17 protein-coding genes, 1 tRNA gene and 1 pseudogene are annotated in these 15,433 nt (G+C 59.5%); 7 read left to right on the top strand and 12 right to left on the bottom strand.

All coding sequences use genetic code 11. The features are described 5' to 3' along the window. Positions 1-217: 217 nt before the first annotated feature. Together ASD50_RS21165 and ASD50_RS21160 are read right to left on the bottom strand one after the other, a co-directional pair. Positions 218-3,124 carry a valine--tRNA ligase gene (locus ASD50_RS21165; protein WP_056246030.1) on the bottom strand — a complete coding sequence of 969 codons (2,907 nt, stop codon included), beginning with the start codon at positions 3,122-3,124 and terminating at the stop codon, positions 218-220. Positions 3,125-3,224: 100 nt separating this feature from the next. Further along, a complete protein-coding gene (locus tag ASD50_RS21160) occupies positions 3,225-4,739 on the bottom strand; it encodes a bifunctional ADP-dependent NAD(P)H-hydrate dehydratase/NAD(P)H-hydrate epimerase (RefSeq protein ID WP_056246027.1) in 1,515 nt (504 codons plus the stop codon). Between the two features lie 359 nt (positions 4,740-5,098). Between ASD50_RS21160 and ASD50_RS21155 the strand changes: the two genes are divergently transcribed. The 3 genes from ASD50_RS21155 to ASD50_RS21145 all read left to right on the top strand — a co-directional run bounded on the left by ASD50_RS21155 (position 5,099) and on the right by ASD50_RS21145 (position 7,329). Beyond that, positions 5,099-5,437 (top strand): P-II family nitrogen regulator, encoded by a 339-nt coding sequence (locus ASD50_RS21155; RefSeq protein WP_056246024.1) that lies wholly within the window; start codon positions 5,099-5,101, stop codon positions 5,435-5,437. Positions 5,438-5,485: 48 nt separating this feature from the next. Further along, positions 5,486-6,895: a type I glutamate--ammonia ligase gene (gene glnA / locus ASD50_RS21150; RefSeq protein ID WP_056246021.1), complete on the top strand. Its 1,410-nt coding sequence runs from the start codon at positions 5,486-5,488 to the stop codon at positions 6,893-6,895. A 344-nt stretch (positions 6,896-7,239) separates the two neighbouring features. Then, positions 7,240-7,329: transfer RNA gene (locus ASD50_RS21145), tRNA-Ser, on the top strand. Positions 7,330-7,646: 317 nt separating this feature from the next. Here the strand turns inward: ASD50_RS21145 and ASD50_RS24350 are convergent. The 7 genes and pseudogenes from ASD50_RS24350 to ASD50_RS21120 form a co-directional block, all read right to left on the bottom strand. Beyond that, a pseudogene (locus tag ASD50_RS24350) lies at positions 7,647-7,774 on the bottom strand (transglutaminase family protein); the annotation flags it as partial. Positions 7,775-7,786: 12 nt separating this feature from the next. Further along, complete coding sequence (locus ASD50_RS21140; RefSeq protein ID WP_009452373.1) at positions 7,787-8,062, bottom strand: DUF1488 domain-containing protein; 276 nt, start codon at positions 8,060-8,062, stop codon at positions 7,787-7,789. Continuing rightward, positions 8,059-8,388 carry a hypothetical protein gene (locus ASD50_RS21135; protein WP_056246018.1) on the bottom strand — a complete coding sequence of 110 codons (330 nt, stop codon included), beginning with the start codon at positions 8,386-8,388 and terminating at the stop codon, positions 8,059-8,061. Before ASD50_RS21135 ends, ASD50_RS21140 begins: the two co-directional genes overlap by 4 nt. Next, complete coding sequence (locus tag ASD50_RS21130; RefSeq protein WP_056246361.1) at positions 8,385-8,627, bottom strand: hypothetical protein; 243 nt, start codon at positions 8,625-8,627, stop codon at positions 8,385-8,387. Before ASD50_RS21130 ends, ASD50_RS21135 begins: the two co-directional genes overlap by 4 nt. A 36-nt stretch (positions 8,628-8,663) precedes the next feature. After that, a complete protein-coding gene (locus ASD50_RS23575; protein WP_164480454.1) occupies positions 8,664-8,807 on the bottom strand; it encodes a hypothetical protein in 144 nt (47 codons plus the stop codon). Continuing rightward, complete coding sequence (locus ASD50_RS21125) at positions 8,800-9,102, bottom strand: hypothetical protein (protein WP_056246015.1); 303 nt, start codon at positions 9,100-9,102, stop codon at positions 8,800-8,802. The genes ASD50_RS23575 and ASD50_RS21125 overlap by 8 nt, the downstream gene beginning before the upstream one ends. Next, positions 9,099-9,362, bottom strand: a complete 264-nt coding sequence (locus ASD50_RS21120; RefSeq protein WP_056246011.1) for a hypothetical protein — start codon at positions 9,360-9,362, stop codon at positions 9,099-9,101. Before ASD50_RS21120 ends, ASD50_RS21125 begins: the two co-directional genes overlap by 4 nt. 503 nt (positions 9,363-9,865) lie before the next feature. On the opposite strand from ASD50_RS21120, the gene groES reads away from it, so the two are divergent. The 4 genes from groES to ASD50_RS23570 all read left to right on the top strand — a co-directional run bounded on the left by groES (position 9,866) and on the right by ASD50_RS23570 (position 12,572). Further along, on the top strand, positions 9,866-10,183 hold the full coding sequence (gene groES, locus ASD50_RS21115) for a co-chaperone GroES (protein WP_056246359.1): 318 nt from the start codon (positions 9,866-9,868) through the stop codon (positions 10,181-10,183). 51 nt (positions 10,184-10,234) lie between these two features. After that, entirely contained in the window at positions 10,235-11,869 is a 1,635-nt protein-coding gene (gene groL / locus ASD50_RS21110) for a chaperonin GroEL (protein ID WP_056246008.1), read from the top strand. 74 nt (positions 11,870-11,943) lie between these two features. After that, positions 11,944-12,336, top strand: a complete 393-nt coding sequence (locus ASD50_RS21105) for a hypothetical protein (RefSeq protein ID WP_056246005.1) — start codon at positions 11,944-11,946, stop codon at positions 12,334-12,336. Positions 12,337-12,404: 68 nt separating this feature from the next. Next, positions 12,405-12,572 carry a hypothetical protein gene (locus ASD50_RS23570; RefSeq protein WP_164480453.1) on the top strand — a complete coding sequence of 56 codons (168 nt, stop codon included), beginning with the start codon at positions 12,405-12,407 and terminating at the stop codon, positions 12,570-12,572. Positions 12,573-12,932: 360 nt separating this feature from the next. Here the strand turns inward: ASD50_RS23570 and ASD50_RS21100 are convergent, their stop codons facing one another. The 3 genes from ASD50_RS21100 to ASD50_RS21090 are packed head-to-tail and all read right to left on the bottom strand — an operon-like array spanning position 12,933 to position 15,168. Then, entirely contained in the window at positions 12,933-13,346 is a 414-nt protein-coding gene (locus tag ASD50_RS21100) for a hypothetical protein (RefSeq protein WP_056246001.1), read from the bottom strand. Further along, positions 13,343-14,662 carry a recombinase family protein gene (locus ASD50_RS21095; RefSeq protein ID WP_056245998.1) on the bottom strand — a complete coding sequence of 440 codons (1,320 nt, stop codon included), beginning with the start codon at positions 14,660-14,662 and terminating at the stop codon, positions 13,343-13,345. Before ASD50_RS21095 ends, ASD50_RS21100 begins: the two co-directional genes overlap by 4 nt. Beyond that, positions 14,659-15,168: a DUF2924 domain-containing protein gene (locus ASD50_RS21090; protein WP_082549789.1), complete on the bottom strand. Its 510-nt coding sequence runs from the start codon at positions 15,166-15,168 to the stop codon at positions 14,659-14,661. Before ASD50_RS21090 ends, ASD50_RS21095 begins: the two co-directional genes overlap by 4 nt. Between the last annotated feature and the right edge of the window lie 265 nt (positions 15,169-15,433).

Below are 15,433 nucleotides of genomic sequence, written 5' to 3'. Positions count from 1 at the left end.
GGCCGATTTCGGGCCCGCCTTGATCCCCTTTCGAGCAAAACGATCTCAAATCGGTGAAAAAATCACCGATTCCGAGGGGTTGAGGCGCCAAATGTCACATTAAGGCAACAATGGGGCGTAAACTTCCGTTTACGTCAATTTTGACGTTGCGGCATGCCTTTGGGGAAGGTCGAAAGATGGCCGCAATTGCAGTCTGGCGGAGCGAATCTCTCCCCCGTCAAGCTGCATCGCGAACCCGTTCCAACGCCACCGACAACCGCTGCTGCGTTTCCCCATATTCGGACAGTTTCTCGCGCTCCGCAGCGACAACCTCTTCAGGAGCGTTGGCGACAAATTTCTCGTTCGAAAGCTTCTTGGCCAGACGAGCAATTTCCTCGGTCACCTTGGCAAGTTCCTTCTGCAGGCGGGCTGCTTCGGCCTTGAGGTCGATGAGGCTGCCGAGAGGCAGGCAGACCGTCGCCTCGCCCAGCACCATCTGCGCCGCTCCTTTCGGAGCGCTCGCCTCTACCGAAACCTCACCAATGCGCGCCAAGCGCTTGATGGCGGTGTCGTGACGCACCAACCGCTCGCGGGTCACGGTGTTAGCGCCGACCACCACCAGCGGCGCAATTGCTGACGGCGGCACATTCATTTCCGAGCGCACTGAGCGGATGCCGGAAACAAGATCGACCAGCCAGTTAATGTCGGCGGCCGCCTCTACATCTTCGAAGTCTGGCGTCGGCCAAGCCGCGTGGCACAACAGCGACGAGCGCTCGCGCCCCTCGCCCACCGTCTCGGCCCACAGCTCCTCAGTCATGAACGGCATCATTGGGTGAAGCAGCTTGTAGATCTCGTCCAGCACAAAGGCGAAGCAGGCGCGGCTTTCGGCCTTGGCGGCTTCGTCGTCGCCCATGAACACAGGCTTCAGCAGTTCGACATACCAGTCGCAGACGAGATTCCAGACAAAGCGGTAGGCAGCGCTCGCCGCATCGTTGAAACGGTATGAGGTGATGCCGTTGGTGATTTCGCGCGAAACGCGCGTCAGTTCGGTCAAAATCCAGCGATTGACCGCCAGTTTTGCATCGCCGAGCCAGAAGTCATCGTTGCGCGCGACGCCGTTCATCTCCGCAAAGCGCGTCGCATTCCAGAGCTTGGTGCCGAAGTTGCGGTAGCCGGCAATGCGCGCCGGGTCGAGCTTCACGTCGCGGCCCTGCGCTGCCATGACGGCGAGCGTGAAGCGGAGTGCATCTGCACCGTATTCGTCGATCAGTTCGAGCGGGTCGATGACGTTGCCCTTAGACTTCGACATCTTCTGTCCGTTCTTGTCGCGCACCAGCGCATGGACATAGACCGTGTGGAACGGCTCTTCTTCCATAAAGTGCAGACCCATCATCATCATGCGGGCGACCCAGAAGAAAATGATGTCGAAGCCAGTGACCAGGACGTCGGTCTGGTAGTACGTCTTCAGTTCCGGCGTTTTGTCCGGCCAGCCGAGCGTCGAGAACGGCCACAGCGCCGACGAGAACCAGGTGTCGAGCACGTCCTCGTCACGGGTGAGTATCTCGCCCGGCTTGAAATTCTCCAGCTTTTCCTCGACCCAAGCCTTCCACGGCCCTTCATGGGCGAGGTAGTGCTGGATAGCTGCCTCCAATGCTTCTTCTTCGGACTTTTCGACGAAGATGTGCCCATCCGGGCCGTACCAAGCCGGAATCTGGTGGCCCCACCAGAGTTGCCGGGAGATCGTCCACGGCTGGATGTTTTCCATCCATTCGAAATAGGTCTTCTCCCAGTTCTTGGGCACGAAATTGGTACGTCCCTCGCGGACGGAAGCAATCGCCGGCTGGGCCAGCGTCGCAGCATCGGCGAACCACTGGTCGGTCAGCATCGGCTCGATGACGACGCCGGAGCGATCGCCAAAAGGCTGCATGATCTTCTTGTTCTCGACGTGAGGTATATCGTTGCCCTCGGCGTCCTTGACCGTCACGGCCAAGCCTTCGGCGTTGATGGCTGCAACGATGCGCTTGCGGGCTTCATAGCGGTCGAGTCCGCGATATTCCTCCGGGATGAGATTGATCTCATCGACGTCCGTCTCGCTCGGCAACTCACGGGTACGGGCGATTTCGACAGCGCGCGCGGCGCAGGCAGCATAGGGCTCGCCGTCGCTGCGCATCGTCGCGGTCGTGTCCATGAGACGATAGAGCGGAATGCTGTTGCGGCGTGCGACCTCGTAGTCGTTGAAGTCATGCGCGCCGGTTATCTTGACCGCGCCTGACCCGAAGGCCGGATCAGGGTACTCGTCCTTGATGATCGGGATCAGACGCCGGTGTTCTTTCGGTCCAACAGGAATTTCGCACAGCTTGCCGACGATCGGCGCGTAGCGTTCGTCGGACGGGTGAACGGCGACCGCGCCGTCGCCAAGCATGGTTTCAGGACGGGTGGTGGCGATGGAGATGTAATTGCGCTCTTCCTGGAAGACGACTTTGCCGTCCCCATCCTTCTCTACGTAAGTGTAGGTTTCGCCTCCGGCCAACGGGTATTTGAAGTGCCACATATGGCCTTCGACTTCGCGGTTCTCCACTTCGAGGTCGGAAATCGCCGTCTCGAACTTCGGGTCCCAGTTGACCAGCCGCTTGCCGCGATAGATCAGCCCTTCCTTGTAGAGCGTGACGAAAACTTCGAGCACGGCCTTGGACAGGCCCTCGTCCATGGTGAAGCGCTCGCGCGACCAGTCGCAGGAAGCACCAAGGCGCTTCAATTGGTTGAAGATCGCTCCGCCCGACTCCGCCTTCCACTCCCAAACTTTTTCGATGAACTGCTCACGGCCGATGTCGCGGCGATGGATCTGCTTTTCCATCAGCTTGCGCTCGACCACCATCTGGGTCGCGATACCGGCATGGTCCATGCCCGGCTGCCACAACACGTTCTTGCCACGCATGCGCTCAAAGCGCACCAGAATGTCCTGCAAAGTGTTGTTGAGCGCATGGCCCATATGCAGCGAGCCGGTGACGTTCGGCGGCGGAATGACGATGGTGAACGGCTCCGCGCCTTCTTCCGCGCCAGCGCCGGCACGGAAGGCATCCGCCTCCTCCCAGATTTTGGCGATCTTCGGCTCGACCGCCTTGGCGTCATAGGTCTTTTCAAGCATGGGAAAGGTCCGAACTGTCGGGATTTGTCGCTGACGGTGTAAATCGGAAGGGTGGCGCCAAGTCAACCGCAGCATCGCGGCGGTTTCCAGGCGAAGCGTCTCACCTCGAGGCGAACAATGCGCGCAGTACCGGAACCAGCGCCTGAGGCAAATCTTCCGCAATCAGGCCAGCCCCGAACCGGGCTCCGGCCTCGGCGTGAATCCACACCGCGGCGCAGGCTGCCTCAAATGCCGGCATGCCCTGTGCAACAAGCCCTGCGATAAGACCGGCCAGCACGTCGCCGGAGCCGGCCGTCGCCAGCCATGATGCCCCGTTGGCGTTGATCGCCGCACGGCCATCGGGAGCAGCAATCACCGTACCAGGCCCCTTGTAGACAATAACGCCATGCGAGCGGGCGGCTGCCTTGCGGGCCTTGTCGAGCTTGGACAGGCCTTCATCCTTTGCCAGCCCGGAAAACAGCCGGGCGAACTCGCCTTCGTGCGGCGTCAGCACCAGTGCCGCCGCATCGCGGGCGCCGGCGGTGATGAACAGAGAGGCAGGCGCGTCGCGAAAGGCAGTGATGCCGTCGGCGTCCAGCACCAGCGCTTCGACGCCTTCGGCGCGGCCCTTGCCGTCGCCCAGTACGGCCAGCGCAAGCTCGCGAGCTTTGTCGCCGACACCGAAGCCGGGTCCGAGCACGAATGCGGATGGGCGGCGATCCGCGATGAAGCTGTGCAATTCGCCAACATCATCCAGCTGGCGCAGCATGATCGAGGTGAGATGGGCGGCATTGACCATCAGGGCGTTGGCCGGCGACAGCACCGTCACAGCCCCTGCCCCGCTGCGGGCTGCGGCCAATGCGGAGAGGCGCGCCGCACCTGTTGACGTCGGCCCGCCGGAAAAGATGCCGACATGGCCGCGCTTGTACTTGTGGGCATCGACGGCGGGCGACGGCAACGCATTTTGCCAAAGATCAGGCGTGTTCTCGAAGGTGCGGGCTCCTACCCGGTCAATCACCGCGTCGCCAATGCCGATATCCGCGACGATCACCTCGCCGCAGAACTGTCGGCCGGGGAGCAAGAGGTGCCCGGGCTTTCTGCGGGCAAAGGTGACCGTCACCTCAGCATGAAATGCGTTGCCCAGTACTTGCCCGCTCTCGCCCGATACACCCGAAGGCAGGTCGATAGAGATGACGGGAATCTTGAGGCTGGCTGCATTCTCGATGGCACGGACCGCATCACTCTCTAGCGGCTTGGACAGGCCTGCTCCATAGAGAGCATCGACGACGACCGAACCGGGTTCCAGCACGAAATCGGCCAAAGGTGCGGCAACTACCGGACACTCGGTAGCGGCAATGGCGGCATCGCTATTCTCGCGCGGCTTGCCCGACGTCCACAACGAAACGGCCACGCCACTTTCAGTCAACAGGCGGGCTACTATGTAGCCATCACCGCCATTGTTGCCCGGGCCAGCCAGCACATGCACCTTTCCGGCATCGGGGTAACGCTCAAGTACAATGGCTGCGACCACCGCGCCTGCATTTCGCATCAAGCCGATGCCGTCAAACGGACCGGATGCGATTGCAAGCCTATCCGCCTCAGCCATTTCGGATGGGGAAAGAAGTTCAATGGACATTGCTTGTCGTTCCGCTTTGCCAGCCTCCCGTCAAGAGGCTCGACAATTGTTTCAGCTTTCACGCCGGGCAAATGCGAGGCCTCGGTGCTGGCAGCGCTCATAGTTCGAGAAAATGGGATCAAGGGCACTGCCCAATAAATACCCCGTCTGCTTAATTTATGTGCAATCCATTTTGCCAAACCCGTTCGACCCAGTGGTGATCTATCAACCTTGTGCGCAAAACCGACAAAATCTCGCGTTTTTCGGGCATTTTCCTCGAAATCGAGCGATCGCGCCACTCCCACTCCAACTGGCACGGATCATGCTTTTAGGTGGCGCGAGCGGACAACAAGCCGCGAAATTGGCAGTGGAGGCCTGGCATGAAAAAGATCGAAGCGATCATCAAACCGTTCAAGCTCGATGAAGTGAAAGAAGCGCTTCAAGAGGCCGGGCTGCAAGGCATCACTGTCATTGAGGCCAAGGGCTTCGGGCGCCAGAAGGGCCATACCGAGCTCTATCGCGGCGCAGAGTACGTGGTCGACTTCCTGCCCAAGGTTAAGATCGAACTGGTGCTTGGCGACGAGTCGGTCGAACCGGCCGTTGATGCCATCCGCAAGGCAGCCCAGACGGGTCGGATCGGCGACGGCAAAATCTTCGTCTCCAACATCGAAGAAGTCGTTCGCATCCGCACCGGCGAAACCGGCATCGACGCAATCTGATTTCGCAACTCCCAAGACAAAAAACGTCATCACACAGGAAAACATGACATGACGACAGCCGCCGACATCTTGAAGCAGATCAAGGACAACGACGTGAAGTTCGTCGATCTGCGCTTTACCGACCCGAAGGGCAAGCTGCATCACGTGACGATGGACGTGGCAGAAGTCGAAGAAGACATGTTCGCCGACGGCGTCATGTTCGACGGCTCGTCCATCGCCGGCTGGAAGGCCATCAACGAATCCGACATGGTGCTTATGCCCGACCCGGAGACGGTTCACATGGACCCGTTCTTCGCCCAGTCCACCATGGTCATCCTGTGCGACATTCTCGATCCGGTTTCGGGCGAGGCGTATAATCGCGACCCGCGCGGCACCGCCAAGAAGGCCGAAGCCTACATGAAGGCTGAGGGCATCGGCGACACCGTTTTCGTCGGCCCCGAAGCCGAATTCTTCGTGTTCGACGACGTCAAGTACAAGGCCGACCCCTACAACACCGGCTTCAAGCTCGACTCGACCGAACTGCCGTCCAACGACGACACCGATTACGAAACCGGCAACCTCGGCCACCGGCCGCGCGTCAAGGGCGGCTACTTCCCGGTTCCGCCGATCGATTCCTGCCAGGACATGCGTTCCGAGATGCTGACCGTGCTCACCGAAATGGGCGTGCGCGTGGAAAAGCATCACCACGAGGTGGCCGCGGCCCAGCACGAGCTTGGCGTCAAGTTCGACGCACTGGTGCGCAACGCCGACAAGATGCTGCTCTACAAGTATGTCGTGCACCAGGTTGCCAACGCCTACGGCAAGACGGCGACCTTCATGCCGAAGCCGATTTTCGGCGACAACGGCTCGGGCATGCACGTGCACCTGTCGATCTGGAAGAACGGCAAGCCGACCTTCGCCGGCAACGAATATGCCGGCCTTTCCGAGAGCTGCCTCTATTTCATCGGCGGCATCATCAAGCACGCCAAGGCCATCAACGCCTTCACCAACCCGCTGACCAACTCCTACAAGCGTCTGGTGCCGGGCTATGAAGCCCCGGTTCTGCTCGCCTATTCGGCACGCAACCGTTCGGCCTCCTGCCGCATTCCGTTCGGCAACTCGCCGAAGTCGAAGCGCGTCGAGGTCCGCTTCCCCGATCCGGGCGCGAACCCATACCTCGCCTTCGCGGCGCTGTTGATGGCCGGCCTCGACGGCATCAAGAACAAGATCCACCCCGGCCAGCCGATGGACAAGGATCTCTATGACCTTCCGCCGAAGGAATTGAAGAAGATCCCGACCGTGTCAGGCTCGCTGCGCGAAGCGCTTCAAAACCTCGACAAGGACCGCGCCTTCCTCAAGGCCGGCGGCGTCTTCGACGACGACCAGATCGACAGCTACATCGAGTTGAAGATGGCCGAAGTGATGCGCTTCGAAATGACGCCGCATCCGGTCGAATACGACATGTACTATTCGGTCTGATCCAGGCTTCCCCTATCGCGCAAGGCCCCGGCGGAGACGCCGGGGCCTTTTGCTTTCCGCCCTAATGCGGTGGAATATCCGGCCGTATCGGGGGGTGCCGCATTCATGGGCACGACGTTGCTCTCGCTCATTCTTCACGGCCCAAATTTGTTTGTCGGTTATGGCTTGGCATTCGCGGCTGGATCGACTAGATGAGCCCCGCACCTGTTGCTTCGTTCATCAGGTGCGATGGACAGGTTGCCCCTCGGGTTGAGGGCACCCAGGCCCAGCCGGGAGAGTCCATAGGGATGAGCGATTGCCCCAACCCATGCGCAGCGTAACCGGCTGTCGTAGATCGCAAGGACGGAGAGGTGGCCGAGTGGTTGAAGGCGCACGCCTGGAAAGTGTGTATACGGGGAACCGTATCGCGGGTTCGAATCCCGCTCTCTCCGCCACTATCAGATTGCAAACTCCCAATAGCCCGATTTGAGCGACGAAATTCCTTTTGATTTCAAAGGTGGTTAGCGGTTTCGACCGAACCACAGAGACTGCCTCGAGCGCAAATTTCAGTCTCTGAATGGTTTTTGTCTCAAACCATGCGAACCTCACCCGATTGGGTTCGGTCAAAAAATATCACGTTATTTCAATGTATTACGGTTATGGCACAACGCCCGAGTTGTAACGGGTGCTTTCACCATCCAGCCTGAACAGAGACACCAGAGGTGGGCGTTTCCTAGCGGAATAGGACGCAATGCAACGACGCGACATCGCATCTATAGAATAAAGTCGGCGAAGGTGTGGGGAACGGACTTACCGGTTTGAAGTGACACCCGACAACACAAACCAAGGGGTCGGCTGCTGGCAGGTCAGTGTGATCTCATACCCGTAGCGGATCAGCATTGAGTGGTGTCTTTACCGGAAATCGGCAGCGGTCAGCGTATAGGAGGTTTGGCGACGATGCGAGTAGGCCTCGCGGGCGACATCGTGGATCGAACTGCGCGTCGCATCGAAGGTCGAGAGATACATCTCTTCCGACACCTCAGTGCTGCGCAATTCAGCAGGGGACCTGGCGAGCGCTTCCACTTCGACAAAGAACGGCACTTCGAACATGCCGTCGTGCCCGATAAAGCGAATGGCGTTGCGCACTTCGTCGAAGCTGCGGCTGGGATTCAGGAATTCAAGGGTCATCGTTGATCTGCCCTTACTGTTTGCAGCAGCAGTGGTACACGCATAAACCCGTTCATGTGCTCCTTGCGTCGCACATCATTCCGACGATTGAGGGAAAGCATCCCGTCGGTTGCGGCCGAGTGGCTAAGGCCGATCATCTCCTGCCCTTCGCGGCTGGCTGGAACGCCGGTGAAGACATGATAGATGGTCCAGGATCGGTCGGCTTCGATCCGGCGGCCATATTGTTCGTCGCCTGGTGCGCGGGCGGATGCACCGCCTTCATTGTCCCAGACGCCGATCGCGCGGTCGTGCCGCTCCCGTTCGATTTCATCTATGTATCGGGTCATGATCGTGGCCTTTCTCTAGTGGTCACGTCGGCATCAATGATGCCGGAAAATAGCACGTTACCGGATAAGTCGGTGATCGCGATGGCGTCGGGCCGTTGAGGCATATCGAGCGTCTGCGAAAGCAGTTGCGCAATCTCAATGGCGTTAGCGAGATCGACGGCTTCTACCGCCTCTCGGCCCACGACGGCATGAGCGTCATCTGTCTCCCGCGTGCGGTAAAACTCGATGACAACTTTCATGGCGCCCATTGCTCTTTCAGCCGGAGCAGCACTCCCTCAGCGCTTGCCTTTACCTTGTGACGCGTTGGCATTTGCAGCGACCTTGATCTGGTTGCCGAAGGTGCTTTCAGGCTTTGGCCGAGCCTTCTCCTGCTTCGGCTTTCTGATCTCGCGATTGCTTCGTTTCTGGCCTTTAGCCATGTCCGAACGTCCTTTCGATGAGGGTTGCGCCATTACCGGATTGCGACATGTCGACCGGCTCGAGGCTGTCCTGCGTCGTCACTCGCTCATGGCGTTCGTCGTCGTTGCGGATGCGATATTGCAGTGAATCTCCCCGTGCCGGCAGTCTGCCGGTTATGCGGTAGATATCGGCGGGCAAAGCTGGTCTCATGAAACCGCCCTTGAGCCGGACAGCCTGTCCGATCGCGAAGAGATGAGCAGGAGCCTCGTGGCGGGCGGGACGGATTGTGCGTCGGATTGGGTTGGTCGATATCATGATTGTTGGTGATCCTTTTCGAGAGCGGCGTCGAGATCGGCGGGATCGATCGGCGCCATCTGATGTGTGTGGCCATCAATGCCGATGGCGGGCAGGTGGATGAAGGCGCCTACACGTCTCCAGGCAAGGCGGGAGGATACCTCCAGCAGTTCCTCATCCTGGTCCACGCGATATTCGCCGGCGGGCTGTGCGGCGTCGAAGCCGGGCAGCATGAAGGGTGCGGAGAACCGGACGATGGTTTGTGTGGTGCGCGTTGTCATGGTCGATACTCCGCAGGAGCACGCAAACGCGCCTCCTGCATCATTCCCGTTCGAACCGGAACGAACTTCCGTGCTGCCAGTACATCCGTGGTCAGCGGCGCGTTCATTCCAAGGTTCGAACAGAGCGATATGCGCGCCGGGTCGGCGCTTGATGCATTCGCTATCGAGAATTCGGTGGTGAATGGCGGGTCTCTGACACCGCAAAAAGCCAAGTCGGCCAAATCAACGAGTTTTATATATGGGCTGTCCCTACCCGGTAAGCAAGGAGCGGGTCGATATTATTTTATCTGGAATTGAATAATGGCTCTTCCATAAAAACAAATCGCATTGAAAATCAGAAAATACGTATTGAAAACAACAAATGCCGCATCGATAGAAACGATATAAATTTCACCGATCCCGTCTTTTTAAAGAAATAAACTTAGCACTCCTATCATTCGAGTGCCAAAGCCGCTATGTATCTGAGGTGGCCGCCCTATGCGCCGGCCTCAGAAAGAACCCACATGAAATTCCGGCCTCTCCATGACCGCGTCGTCATTCGACGTGCGGAAGGCGATCTCAAATCCAAAGGCGGGATCATCATTCCCGACACCGCGAAAGAAAAACCTCAGGAAGGCGAGGTCATCGCCGTCGGCCCAGGTTCCCGCGACGAAAGCGGCAAGCTGATCCCGCTCGACGTCAAGCCGAGCGATCTCATCCTGTTCAGCAAATGGTCCGGGACCGAGGTCAAGATCCATCACGAAGACCTTCTGATCATGAAGGAGAGTGACATCATGGGAATCGTTGAGAAGACCGAAGCTGCGAGTAGGAAAAGTGCCTGAGCGGCCAGCTTCCGATCCTGTGATCCTCACAACCGAACTGGACCCGACATCATGTCTGCCAAGGAAATCAGATTCTCTAATGACGCTCGCGACCGCATGCTGCGCGGCGTCGAGCTGCTGAACAACGCCGTCAAGGTGACGCTCGGGCCGAAGGGCCGCAACGTCGTCATCGACAAAGCCTATGGCGCGCCGCGCATCACCAAGGATGGTGTGACCGTCGCCAAGGAGATCGAGCTTTCCGACAAGTTCGAGAACATGGGCGCGCAGATGGTGCGCGAGGTGGCCTCGAAAACCAACGACCTCGCCGGCGACGGAACCACCACCGCGACGGTTCTCGCCGCTTCCATCCTGCGCGAAGGTGCCAAGCTGGTCGCTGCCGGCATGAACCCGATGGACTTGAAGCGCGGCATCGATCTCGGTGTCGCTGCCGTCGTCAGGGAAATCCAGGCTCGCGCCAGGAAGGTCAAGTCGTCGGCAGAGGTCGCCCAAGTCGGCACGATCGCGGCTAACGGCGACGCGACGGTGGGCGAGATGATCGCCAGTGCGATGGATAAGGTTGGCAACGAAGGCGTCATCACCGTCGAGGAAGCCAAGACGGCCGACACCGAACTCGACGTGGTCGAGGGCATGCAGTTCGATCGCGGCTATCTCTCGCCCTACTTTGTGACCGATCCCGAGAAGATGCGCGTGGAACTGGATGCCCCTTACATCCTCATTCATGAGAAGAAGCTTGGCAATCTTCAAGCCATGCTGCCGATCCTCGAAGCGGTGGTGCAAAGCGGCAAACCGATGCTGATCATCTCCGAAGACGTCGAGGGCGAGGCGCTCGCCACGCTGGTAGTCAACAAGTTGCGCGGCGGCCTGAAGGTTGCGGCCGTGAAAGCTCCAGGCTTTGGCGACCGCCGCAAGGCCATGCTCGAGGACATCGCCGTGCTGACCGCCGGCCAGATGATTTCAGAAGATCTCGGCATCAAGCTGGAAAACGTCACGCTCGACATGCTCGGTCGGGCCAAGCGCATCGTGATCGAGAAGGATACCACGACAATCATCGACGGCTCCGGCGACAAGCCAAGCATCGCGGCGCGCATCAGTCAGATCAAGGCGCAGATCGAGGAAACGACTTCCGACTACGACAAGGAGAAGCTGCAGGAGCGGCTGGCCAAACTCGCCGGCGGCGTCGCTGTCATCCGTGTTGGTGGCGTGACTGAGACCGAGGTCAAAGAAAAGAAGGACCGCATAGACGACGCGCTGAACGCCACCCGCGCGGCTGTCGAGGAAGGCATCGTGCCGGGCGGCGGCGTGGCGCTGCTGCGTGCCAGAGCGGTGCTTGCCCCTCTGACAGGTGACAACGCCGATATAACTGCAGGCATTTTGATCGTGCGGCGGGCGCTTGAAGCGCCGGTCCGACAGATCGCCGAGAATGCAGGCGTCGAGGGCTCGATCGTGGTCGGCAAGCTCACGGACAGCAAGGACCCCAACCAGGGCTTTGATGCCCAGACCGAAACCTATGTCGACATGATCAAGGCCGGTATCGTCGATCCCGCCAAGGTTGTCAGAACCGCCCTGCAGGACGCCGGCTCGATCGCGGCGCTCCTGATCACCGCCGAGGCGATGATCGCCGACGTCCCAGCGAAGGATACCACGTTAACGGCCGGCAACGGTGGCATGGGTGGAATGGGATACTGAGAGCAGTGCCTGAACCGTTCGGCCGGCGCGGTCGGATGAAGCAATCCTCACCACAATCTGGAAGGAAGACCACCATGGCTACGCAGAGCACAACGAACCCGTCTCTCTCCAGCCGTTGGGAGAACTACCAACCTTCAAAGACCATGCTGGTCTGGGCCTGCATTGCCGCGGCGATAGCAACGATCGTGGTCGGGTTCAGCTGGGGCGGCTGGGTCACCGGCGGCACGTCACAGAAGATGGCCGTGACCGCTGGCGACACGGCGCGTGGCGAACTGGCGTCCGCCATATGCGTTGAACGGTTCAACGCAGCGCCGGATGCGGCCGCGAAACTTGCCGAGTTCAAGGCTATATCCGACAGCTACAAGAAACGGCAGTTCGTCGAAGCCGGTGGCTGGGCAACTATGCCGGGCCAGACGACTGCCGACCGGCTTGGAGTCCAGGGCTGTGTCACCGCGCTTGGCGTATAATACCCCCGCTTAAAGCGCTCAGGCAGACGCCAGGGCGTTTTCACCCGCCACAGGAAGGAACTTCAGCAATGATCTTGTTTGGGAAGAAGACAGATACGCAGCCGACGTTCAAGCAGATCGAAGAAAATCGCTTCGAGCAGATCCGCAAGGCGGCGGCTGAACGGCGCCGAAAATCGGATACCGACGGCACCCGCCGCCGCGCCCGCCAGAAGGCCGAGGACAACAGGCTGATCTGAGGTGCATGTGCTCTACTCGAAAAGGCAGCATCCGATGCGATATCTTGATCGAATAAGAACGGAACCGTCCCTCTGGTTCCTGATACTGATGGTCGGTGGCTTGGCCGCCACGATCCTTTACGTGGTTCTGACTAGCATCACCTATTGAGTGAAGTGCAAGCCAGCTTCACCGATCCGACCATGGGATAATGGATAGGCATGGGGATGCGATCAGCGTATCTCCGGTATCCAGCCGCTAGGGAGCTTGCTCTGCTGATCGCAGAGGCATTAAGGGTAGGAAGCAGGCTGACATGCTCAGGCTGTCCGACTTGGGTGCGGAATAGTCCCAGGAGGCCAACCAACAAGTTCGCCAAGCGGCGATCAGCTGCGGCGGCTCAACTGCAGAGAACCTAATGACGTGCCGAACACCGCTTCCATCTGCTCTGACCACGGCCGCTCTGCGACAACCATCAGATTGTTGAGCGACAACGCTGGCGGAGTTCGGTGGATGAGCAGCTTTTCCAGCACGTCCGGGGCAAGATAGGCCAGCCGCATCATCCGGCTGACAAAGCGATCGCTGACATTGTCGGCGTCGGCAATGTCGGCGATGGTCGAGGCCTCGCCGCGTTCGATCCTGCGCCGCCAGTTCCAGGCGCGAGCTATAGCGCGCAGCACATGCGCGTCCTGCACCCGCGCCTCGGTCGACGCATGATCTGCTGGTGGCAGGATTTTCGGACGACCGTTCTTCCGGCGAACAGAGAGTGGGATGACTACGCGGATGGTGTTTTCCTTCATGCCGCGTCCTTTTCCATCTGCGGTTCCAATATCTGACGCGCCAGCGTGCTGATGCCGTCATGACGCAGATCGACGGCAAGGCCTGATGCGCCAACCGTAACGCGCGCCACGAGCAACTGAACAATCCGCATCTGCTCGGCCGGAAACAGCGAAGCCCAGAGCGTGTCGAAATCATCAAGCGCAGCAATCACTGCCTTGTCATCAAGGTCCGGCATGTCCGATTTCAGGGCGGCAAGTGCTCGCGCTCGGATTTCAGGTGTGGCGATCATGCGACGGATTTCGCCGACAACTGCATCCTCAACCATCGCGGCAGGAAACCGTTGCGGTCCTTCCGCATCGGTGGGGCGGTTCCGGATCAGGTCCATCGAGGTATAGTAACGATAGAGCTTGCTGCCCTTTTTCGTCGCGGTTGGCGTCATTGCAGCGCCGGTGTCAGTAAAAATCAGCCCCTTCAGCATCGCCGGTGTCTGGTTTCTCGACGCGGCAGCACGCAGCCGAGGGCTGGTCTTCAGGATCGAATGGACCGCTTCCCATAACTCGCGATCGATGATTGCCTCATGCTCGCCCGGATAACTGGTCCCCTTGTGAACGGCCTCGCCGATATAGATGCGATTGTTGATCAGCTTGTAGAGAAAGCCCTTGTCGATCAGCCTGCCGCGTTTGTTGACGACGCCCTCGGCCGCCAGCGCCTTCGCCAGCGTGGTAGCCGATCCAATTGCCACAAAGCGCTCGAAGATCATCCTGACCGTTTTGGCCTCCTCTTCATTGATCACCAGTTTCCGGTCGTGGACATCATAGCCAAGCGGGACATAGCCACCCATCCACATGCCCTTCTTGCGAGAAGCTGCGAATTTGTCGCGAATGCGTTCGCCAATCACCTCGCGCTCGAATTGCGCGAAGGACAGCAGGATGTTGAGCGTCAGACGTCCCATCGACGTCGTGGTGTTGAAGGACTGGGTGACCGATACGAACGTCACCTGATTGCGTTCAAAAATCTCGACCAGCTTGGAAAAATCCATCAGCGATCGCGACAGCCGGTCAATCTTGTAAACAACGATGACGTCGATCAGTCCTGCCTCGACATCGGCCAGCAGTCGCTGCAATGCGGGTCGCTCCAGCGTGCCGCCGGAGTGGCCGCCATCGTCATAGCGTTCACGAATGGCAGCGAACCCTTCCGAGCGCTGGCTGGCGATATAGGCCTCACAGGACTCACGCTGGGCATCGAGCGAGTTGAACTCCATCTCGAGGCCTTCCTCGGAAGATTTGCGCGTGTAGATCGCGCAGCGCAAGCGGCGCTGGGGCTGTTGAATATTCATCGTTCACTCCTGCGCGCATTGCCAAGACCAAAGAACCGATAGCCATTCCAGTTGCTGCCGGTGATCGCGCGCGCAGCAGCAGATAGCGATTTGAACCGTCTCCCTTGCCACTCGAAGCCATCGCGCAGCACAGTGACCGTGTGCTCGACACCATCCCACTCCCGAACCAGCCGCGTGCCGATGACCGGATTGCGCGGATCGGCGATGATTGCTTTACGATCGGATACGCCGTCGATCTCGTCGGCCAACAGATCCAGCATCTTGCGCGTCTCGCGCGAAAGTCCGCCAAGCGCCAGTTCCTGGACGCGCCAGGCCAGTCGCAACTCGAGATAGCCACGGCTGTTGTTTGGCGCCGGTGCGGCGAACAGCGCCTCCCACTCGGCCTTCAGTTCCCTGACCGACATGCGCTTCAGCGCTGCCAGCCTGGCCAACACCGATGCATCAGCGGCGGCACCCTCGCGCTGTCGTTTCGGTCCGGGCCCCGCCCGTTTCGTCGCTTTCAACATCATTGCACTCCAACTCGGTTGCTCGGTTTGCGACGACCAACACAGCGTTTGAGGGCGAGAATGTCGAATGAACTGTCTCTGCCGGCGGCAGATAAATGACTGGATTGTTCGGGCAGGATGCGCCTCAGCCCGGCGGCGAGAATCCGGCCGACTTCGGCAAGCCGCTCATCGGCCGTCATGCGGTCAGGTGACAAGGGGTTCGGGGTGGAGGAAATGTCGTGCATGAGACCGTTCGCAATCAATCCTGATCAGCAAACGGTAGGTG

Origin of the sequence: Mesorhizobium sp. Root552, assembly GCF_001427285.1 — a bacterium.
In the GTDB taxonomy this organism is placed as follows: Bacteria; Pseudomonadota; Alphaproteobacteria; order Rhizobiales; family Rhizobiaceae; genus Mesorhizobium.
This window is presented reverse-complemented; position numbering and strand designations above follow the sequence as displayed.